This is a genomic window from Longimicrobium sp. (assembly GCF_036280135.1).
Classification (GTDB): Bacteria; Gemmatimonadota; Gemmatimonadetes; order Longimicrobiales; family Longimicrobiaceae; genus Longimicrobium.
In genome coordinates, this window is record NZ_DASURI010000359.1 from 1 (window position 1) to 5,944 (window position 5,944).

Annotated in this window: 6 protein-coding genes; 1 reads left to right on the plus strand and 5 read right to left on the minus strand. The window is 71.1% G+C overall.

Translation table 11 applies throughout. From position 1 onward, the window contains the following. Positions 1 to 252: 252 nt before the first annotated feature. From VFZ20_RS11230 to dcd, 5 genes are all read right to left on the minus strand, one after another. Positions 253 to 1,032 carry a hypothetical protein gene (locus tag VFZ20_RS11230; RefSeq protein ID WP_329683968.1) on the minus strand — a complete coding sequence of 260 codons (780 nt, stop codon included), beginning with the start codon at positions 1,030 to 1,032 and terminating at the stop codon, positions 253 to 255. A 71-nt stretch (positions 1,033 to 1,103) separates the two neighbouring features. Further along, the gene (locus VFZ20_RS11235; protein ID WP_329683969.1) at positions 1,104 to 1,643 is read right to left on the minus strand and encodes a DinB family protein; all 540 of its coding nucleotides are present in this window, start codon (positions 1,641 to 1,643) and stop codon (positions 1,104 to 1,106) included. Positions 1,644 to 2,006: 363 nt separating this feature from the next. After that, on the minus strand, positions 2,007 to 3,710 hold the full coding sequence (locus VFZ20_RS11240) for a glycerol-3-phosphate dehydrogenase/oxidase (RefSeq protein WP_329683970.1): 1,704 nt from the start codon (positions 3,708 to 3,710) through the stop codon (positions 2,007 to 2,009). Positions 3,711 to 3,739: 29 nt separating this feature from the next. Then, positions 3,740 to 4,360 carry a chemotaxis protein CheC gene (locus VFZ20_RS11245; RefSeq protein ID WP_329683971.1) on the minus strand — a complete coding sequence of 207 codons (621 nt, stop codon included), beginning with the start codon at positions 4,358 to 4,360 and terminating at the stop codon, positions 3,740 to 3,742. A 394-nt stretch (positions 4,361 to 4,754) separates the two neighbouring features. Beyond that, a complete protein-coding gene (dcd, locus tag VFZ20_RS11250; protein WP_329683972.1) occupies positions 4,755 to 5,312 on the minus strand; it encodes a dCTP deaminase in 558 nt (185 codons plus the stop codon). A 245-nt stretch (positions 5,313 to 5,557) separates the two neighbouring features. Between dcd and VFZ20_RS11255 the strand changes: the two genes are divergently transcribed. Further along, positions 5,558 to 5,914 carry an NADH-quinone oxidoreductase subunit A gene (locus tag VFZ20_RS11255; RefSeq protein WP_329683973.1) on the plus strand — a complete coding sequence of 119 codons (357 nt, stop codon included), beginning with the start codon at positions 5,558 to 5,560 and terminating at the stop codon, positions 5,912 to 5,914. The last annotated feature ends 30 nt before the right edge of the window (positions 5,915 to 5,944 follow it).

Below are 5,944 nucleotides of genomic sequence, written 5' to 3' on the forward strand. Positions count from 1 at the left end.
GACTACTGCACGTGGGCGTTCCAGCGGATGCTCAGGGGCGACGGCCGTGCGTACGCGCTGATCGAGCCGTGGGTGAGGTCGGTGTGGCGGGCGAGCGGGGTAGGTACATAAAAAGCGACCTCCCCAGCTACCCTTTCAAGGAAGGGAGAGCCCCATGGGCTCTTTTCACCGGGGAGGTACCTTTACGCTTTTCTTGCTGCACCCATAATAACCGCACATCTCCCGAAACACAACCCCCACGTGCACCCGGTGTCAGCCCGCGGGGGGATCCGGCGCCCGATGCTTCCTGCGCGGCTTGCGGCTGCCCGTTTCGGAGACGTCCGGCTCCAGCACCAGGTACTCGCCCAGCATGTACGCCACTTCCTGGGCCTCGGGGCGGGTGGAGCCGAGCCGAACGCGTACCATCGTGTCCTCCACCAGCACGTGCTCGTTGCCGTCGGTGCCGCGGGGCTTCCACTCGCGCGCCAGCTGCTGCCTGAGCGGCTCCAGGTCCAGGCCCCGCGTGCGAAAGTCCAGGTAGGCGACGTACGTGTACGAGATCCCCGATTCGCCGCGCGCCTGGTGCATGCGCCGGTTGGTGGACTGCCGCACGGACGCGATGGCGGATACCGGCAGCTCCAGGATGTGCGGATCACCCGCCGTGAGCTTGTCGCTGAGGTAGGGACGGATGGAGATGAGGATGCGCTCCGGGCCCACGGACAGCAGCCACGCCTCCGGCCGCAGCGAGGAGCGCCATCCCAGCACCAGCCCCACGCCGAACAGCCCGCAGAAGCCGCCGGCCACGGTCCAGCCCAGGGACAGGGTGCCGGCCGCGTATCGCCACGCCGCCAGCCCGGCGAGCGCGAAACAGATCATGGCGATGACGAGCGTCCCCGTCGCGCGCGACCATACCAGCCGCTCGTCCGGCCGCAGGTCCAGCTCCGCGCGGCGCAGGATGCGGGGTGCCGTCGGCGGCGGATCGGCCGGGGGCGGGGGAGCCACATCGACGGACGGCGGCGGGACGACGGCGCGGGTGGGATCGGGGAGATCCATCTGCCCCTCGAGGGGAGGTCGGAGGGAGGACAGGAGGCCGTCGGGGAGGCGGCGCGGGGAAAGTGCGGCGTTTACCGGCCCTGCTTCGCGGCCATGTCGGCGTTGAAGGCCTGCGACTGGCGCCGGGGGATGCTGAGCGTGCGCCACTCCGGCCCGGCGAAGTGCTTGGCCAGCAGCACGATCTGCCCCACGTGGTAGCAGGCGTGCGCGACGCCGCGCTCCACGGCGCGCAGCACCGTGTACGGCTCGCCGCGGATGGTGACGGGCCGGTCGAAGTCCGCCGGCGTCAGCCCGTCCAGCACGCCCAGGAACGTGGCCCAGCCGGCTTCCCACGCCTCCAGCAGCGCCGCGCGGTCATCCGTGCCCGTCAGCTCAAACTCGGAGTCGCGGTCGCGGTCCGGCTTTTCGCCGTCGGTGGTGAAGAAGTCCGTCCACCGCGAGCGCAGGTTGCCCGCCATGTGCTTGATGATGAGGGCGATGCTGTTCTCCTCGTCGCCCAGCGACGCGGCGAACTGCTCGTCGTCCACCTGCGCGATGGCGCCGTCCGCCAGCCCCTTGTAGATGCGGGCGACGGTACGCGCGTCCTCCAGGTAATGGGATGCGAAGTCCATCGGGTGCTCCTGCTGAGGGGTGGATTCGGAGCGGGGGACGACGAGGAACTGCGGCCGATTCCGGCGATCGGGCGCGATCGGGCCGGAGCGAGTGAATTCGCCGCGGGAACGGCACGAAGTCCGCCTGCGCGGACTGCCCTGTGGGTCCGGTCTACGTGCACCGGGTGATGGTTCGCGCGGCGACGAACCTCGTGCCCCGCCGGGCGGCGGTCCGCGTTGGCGGTTGAAGCCCTGTTCGCAGAGCGCGTCAGCGCGAGACAGGGCTTTCCGCAGTCCCAGCGGCGGCTTTAGCCGCTCAGGCTCGAGGGCGGCTCCATCCGCTCCGGCTGGAACCCGCCGATAAGGCCGTGCCTGGACTGCGCCTCAGGCCGCTCGGCCCCCGAACCCGCGCGTCTCACGGACGGCGGCGCGGTAGCCGTCCACCTGCACCGCGACATCCGCATCCGACCAGCCGATGCCGGGCTGGGCGGCCATCCGCCGCGCGACGGCCTCCGCCACGGCCAGGCCGCCGTCCGCCGCCTCGTAGAACAGGTGCAGCCGGCGCACGAGCACGTCCTCCAGCGTCAGCGCCATCTCCGCGCGCACGGCGTGCACCACCTCCGCCCACACGTACGGGTGCCCCTCCATCAGCCGCCCGGCCAGCGCATCGTCGCCGCGGACCCGGGAAAGCACGTGTTCGGCGTCCTCGCCGTAGGCGCGGGCCAGGTGCTCGCCGGTGTCGGCGCCCAGCCCGGCGTCCACCGCCTCGCGCACCACGCGGTCGCGGAACGGCTCCCACGGGCCGCGCGGGTCGCCGGGGAGGGGCAGGTGCTCCGTGGGCGAGATGCCGCTCTCCACCCCGTGCTCCTCCTTGAGCCCGCGCACGGCCGCGTCCACCACCTGCGCCGCCATCACCCGGTACGTCGTCAGCTTGCCCCCGGCGATGTTCAGCAGGCCGCCGCGGTCGCGCCAGATCTCGTGCTCGCGCGACGTGGCGCTGGCGGCCAGGCCGCCGTCCCCGCCCCTGGCGGGCGCCAGGAGCGGACGGATGCCGGCCCACGTGCTGACGACGTCCGCCTCCGTCAGCTTCGCACTGGGGAAGATGAAGTTGGCGGAATCCAGCAGGTAGCGCACGTCCTCCGGTTCCGCGCGCACCTCCGCGGGCGAGCCGGCGTAGTCCGTGTCCGTCGTCCCCACGTACGAGAACTCGCCCCAGGGAAGGACGAACATCACCCGCCCGTCCACGGGGGAGCGAAAGGTGATGGCGTGCTCGTTCCCCACCCGGTCGCGGCGCAGCATGATGTGCACGCCCTTGGTGGGGCGAAGCCGCGGCACGGCGCCCGGGTCGGCCAGGCGGCGCACGGCATCGCTCCACGGGCCCGTGGCGTTCAGCACGGCGCGGGCGCGCACCTCCACGGGCTGGGCGCCCTCGCGCAGGCAGTCGCGGACGCGCGCGCCCGCGATCCCTTTTCCGTCGCGCAGAAAGCCCACGACCTCCGCGTGGGGCACGACGGCCGCCCCGGCCTCGTGCGCGCCGCGCGCGTTGGCCAGGGTGATGCGCGCGTCGTCCACGGCCGCGTCGTAGTACACGGCCGCGCCCACGAGCCCGTCTGCGCGCAGGTTGGGCTCCTCGTCCAGGGCGCGGGCGCGCGGCAGCATCCGGTGCCGGGCGATGTTGCGAAAGAGGCTCAGGCCGTCGTACAGCCACATCCCCGCCTGCAGCATGCGGTAGCCCACGGGGCCGCCGCGGTAGACGGGGAACAGGAAGGGAAGGGGATGGACCAGGTGCGTCGCCAGCTCCAGCAGGCGCCGGCGCTCCGCGCTGGCCTCGAAGACGAGGCGAAAGTCGTACGTCTCCAGGTAGCGCAGCCCGCCGTGGATCAGGCGCGAGGAGCGGCTGCTGGTGCCGCGGCCCACGTCGCCCGCGTCCACCAGGGCCACGCGCAGGCCGCGTCCGGCGGCGTCGCGCGCGGCGGCCGCGCCCGTGATGCCGCCGCCGATGACGAGCAGGTCCCACGTTTCGCCGGCCAGCGCGGCCAGGTGCGAGTGGCGCGCGGCGGCCGAGAAGGGGGGAAAGTCGTCCGCCATGGACCGCGGCTCCGGCGGGAGGGGAAGGGTCAGGCGGCGGCGCCGCCCGCGGCGCCCACGTCCTTGAAGCCCAGGGCCGTCAGCAGCGACGTGAACGAGACGTCGCTGTGGCTCAGCACGAACACGCCCTCGAAGGTGGTGTCCAGGAAGGTGAAGTCCGTCTCGATCACCAGCCCGTTCGCCGCCTGCTCGCCCACCTCGTCGCGCTTGCCGATGAGCATCTCCGGCGTGCCGATCATCACGCCCTTGCCCAGGAAGGTGCCCAGCACGCCCACGTACGCCGCGCAGACGATGTTGCCCATCTCCATGAGGGCGCTCTTCTCCAGCTCGCCCACCTCCACGTGGCGGCTGGGGTCGCGGCGCAGCATGAGGGCCACCATGCGCAGGGCCGTCTCCTTGGCCAGGATGAGCGCCGCGCGCTCGCCGCCCAGCTCGCTCACGCCCGTGATGGGCACGGTGATGAGCACCAGGTCGCCCTGCCCGGGAAGCCCCGCGCCCGACGCCGCGCGCGCCCACTGGATGCGCGGCACGCTGATCATCACGGTCAGCCCGGTCAGGGCCGACAGGTTGGTGGCCGCGTGGCCGGCGCCGATGTTCACCACCTCGCGGATGGCATCCATCTGCTTGGGGGTGACGGGACTCTGGGTCATGTAGGTGTCTTGCGCCTGCTGCGAGTTCGTTTCGGACGCTGGCTTGGTCGTCGTCGGTCGGGACTGCTGGACTTCAACTGCTTCAACTGCAACGGCGGACGGCTTTGGGCGTGCCCCTCCGCTGCGCTCCGGGTCGGGCTGCGCGCGCCGTAGGGCACGATACGACTGTGCCCAACGGCGCCGGGCCTCCTCCGCGTCGGGACAACGATACGGCTGTTGTCCCGCCGCTCCGGCGTCCCGGCCCTGCGGGCGCGCATCCCTCACGCGAACCGCGCCTTGGCGCGGGGCCGCTTCGCGTCCCGGGCCCCGTTCGAAGTGTATCCCCTCTCCCGCGCAGTTTGCGGGAGAGGGACGCGAGGAACGAGCGGGGTGAGGGCCCGCGAGCGCAGCGAGCCTAAAGCCGCGGCGGCGTGACGCCCACCTGGCCCTGGTACTTGCCCTTGCGGTCGGCGTAGCTCACCTCGGGGCCCTCGGCGTCGCCCTCGAAGAACAGCACCTGCGCGATGCCCTCGTTGGCGTAGATCTTCGCGGGCAGCGGCGTGGTGTTGCTGATCTCCAGCGTCACGTAGCCCTCCCACTCCGGCTCGAACGGCGTCACGTTGGTGATGATGCCGCACCGCGCGTACGTGCTCTTGCCCACGCACAGCGTGATCACGTTGCGCGGAATGCGGAAGTACTCCACCGAGCGCGCCAGGGCAAAGCTGTTGGGCGGCACGATGCACACGTCGCCCTGGTAGTGAACGAAGCTCTTTTCGTCGAACGCCTTGGGGTCGACGATGGCGTTGTTCACGTTGGTAAAGATCTTGAACTCGTCCGCCACCCGCATGTCGTAGCCGTAGCTCGACACCCCGTAGCTGATGGTGCCCTGCCGAACCTGTGCGTCCTCGAACGGATCGATCATCCCGTGCTCGCGGGCCATGCGGCGAATCCAGCGGTCTGAACGGATGCTCATGGGCGGTGCGGAACGGAGCTTGAAGGGCGGCGGAGGGGCCGGCGCGCGCACCCCCAGAACCCGTTGCGTAAACAGGTGTATGGGGCGCCGCGGGAGCCTGGACAGGGCCCGGAACCTACCCCCGCGCGCGGGGGCCGGCAAGGGGCCCGCCACTGCTTGACCCGGGTGTCACGGGGCAGTATCTTGGCCCGGCTCCAAACAAGTGAACGTTTTCACAAACTACCCGTTGGGATAGGCCCAGGCCGATGCTTCAGCCGTACATCCCGGTGCTCATCCTGCTGGCTCTCTCGGCGGCACAGGCCGTCGGGATGGTCGTGCTGTCACAGGTGCTCAGCCCCGGCGGCGCCACCAAGTCCAAGAGCACGCCGTACGAGTCCGGCATGACGCCGCTGGGCAGCACGCGCGAGCGGTTCTCGGTCAAGTTCTACGTGGTGGCCATCCTGTTCATCGTCTTCGACGTGGAGACGGTGTTCCTGCTGCCGTGGGCCGTGCAGGCCCGGGCGCTGGGGTGGGGAGGCTTCGCGGCGGTGGGGATCTTCGTCTTCATCCTCACGGTGGGCCTGATCTACGAATGGAAGAAAGGAGCGCTGGAATGGGATTGAACGACCAGCCCATCCAGGGAAGCCAGCCCG

Bases quoted from the DNA above. Each gene is read 5' to 3' on its own strand.
- VFZ20_RS11235 (WP_329683969.1), bottom strand. From the start codon at position 1,643: ATGGACTTCGCATCCCATTACCTGGAGGACGCGCGTACCGTCGCCCGC.
- VFZ20_RS11255 (WP_329683973.1), top strand. From the start codon at position 5,558: ATGCTTCAGCCGTACATCCCGGTGCTCATCCTGCTGGCTCTCTCGGCG.
- VFZ20_RS11230 (WP_329683968.1), bottom strand. From the start codon at position 1,032: ATGGATCTCCCCGATCCCACCCGCGCCGTCGTCCCGCCGCCGTCCGTC.
- VFZ20_RS11240 (WP_329683970.1), bottom strand. From the start codon at position 3,710: ATGGCGGACGACTTTCCCCCCTTCTCGGCCGCCGCGCGCCACTCGCAC.
- VFZ20_RS11245 (WP_329683971.1), bottom strand. From the start codon at position 4,360: ATGACCCAGAGTCCCGTCACCCCCAAGCAGATGGATGCCATCCGCGAG.
- dcd (WP_329683972.1), bottom strand. From the start codon at position 5,312: ATGAGCATCCGTTCAGACCGCTGGATTCGCCGCATGGCCCGCGAGCAC.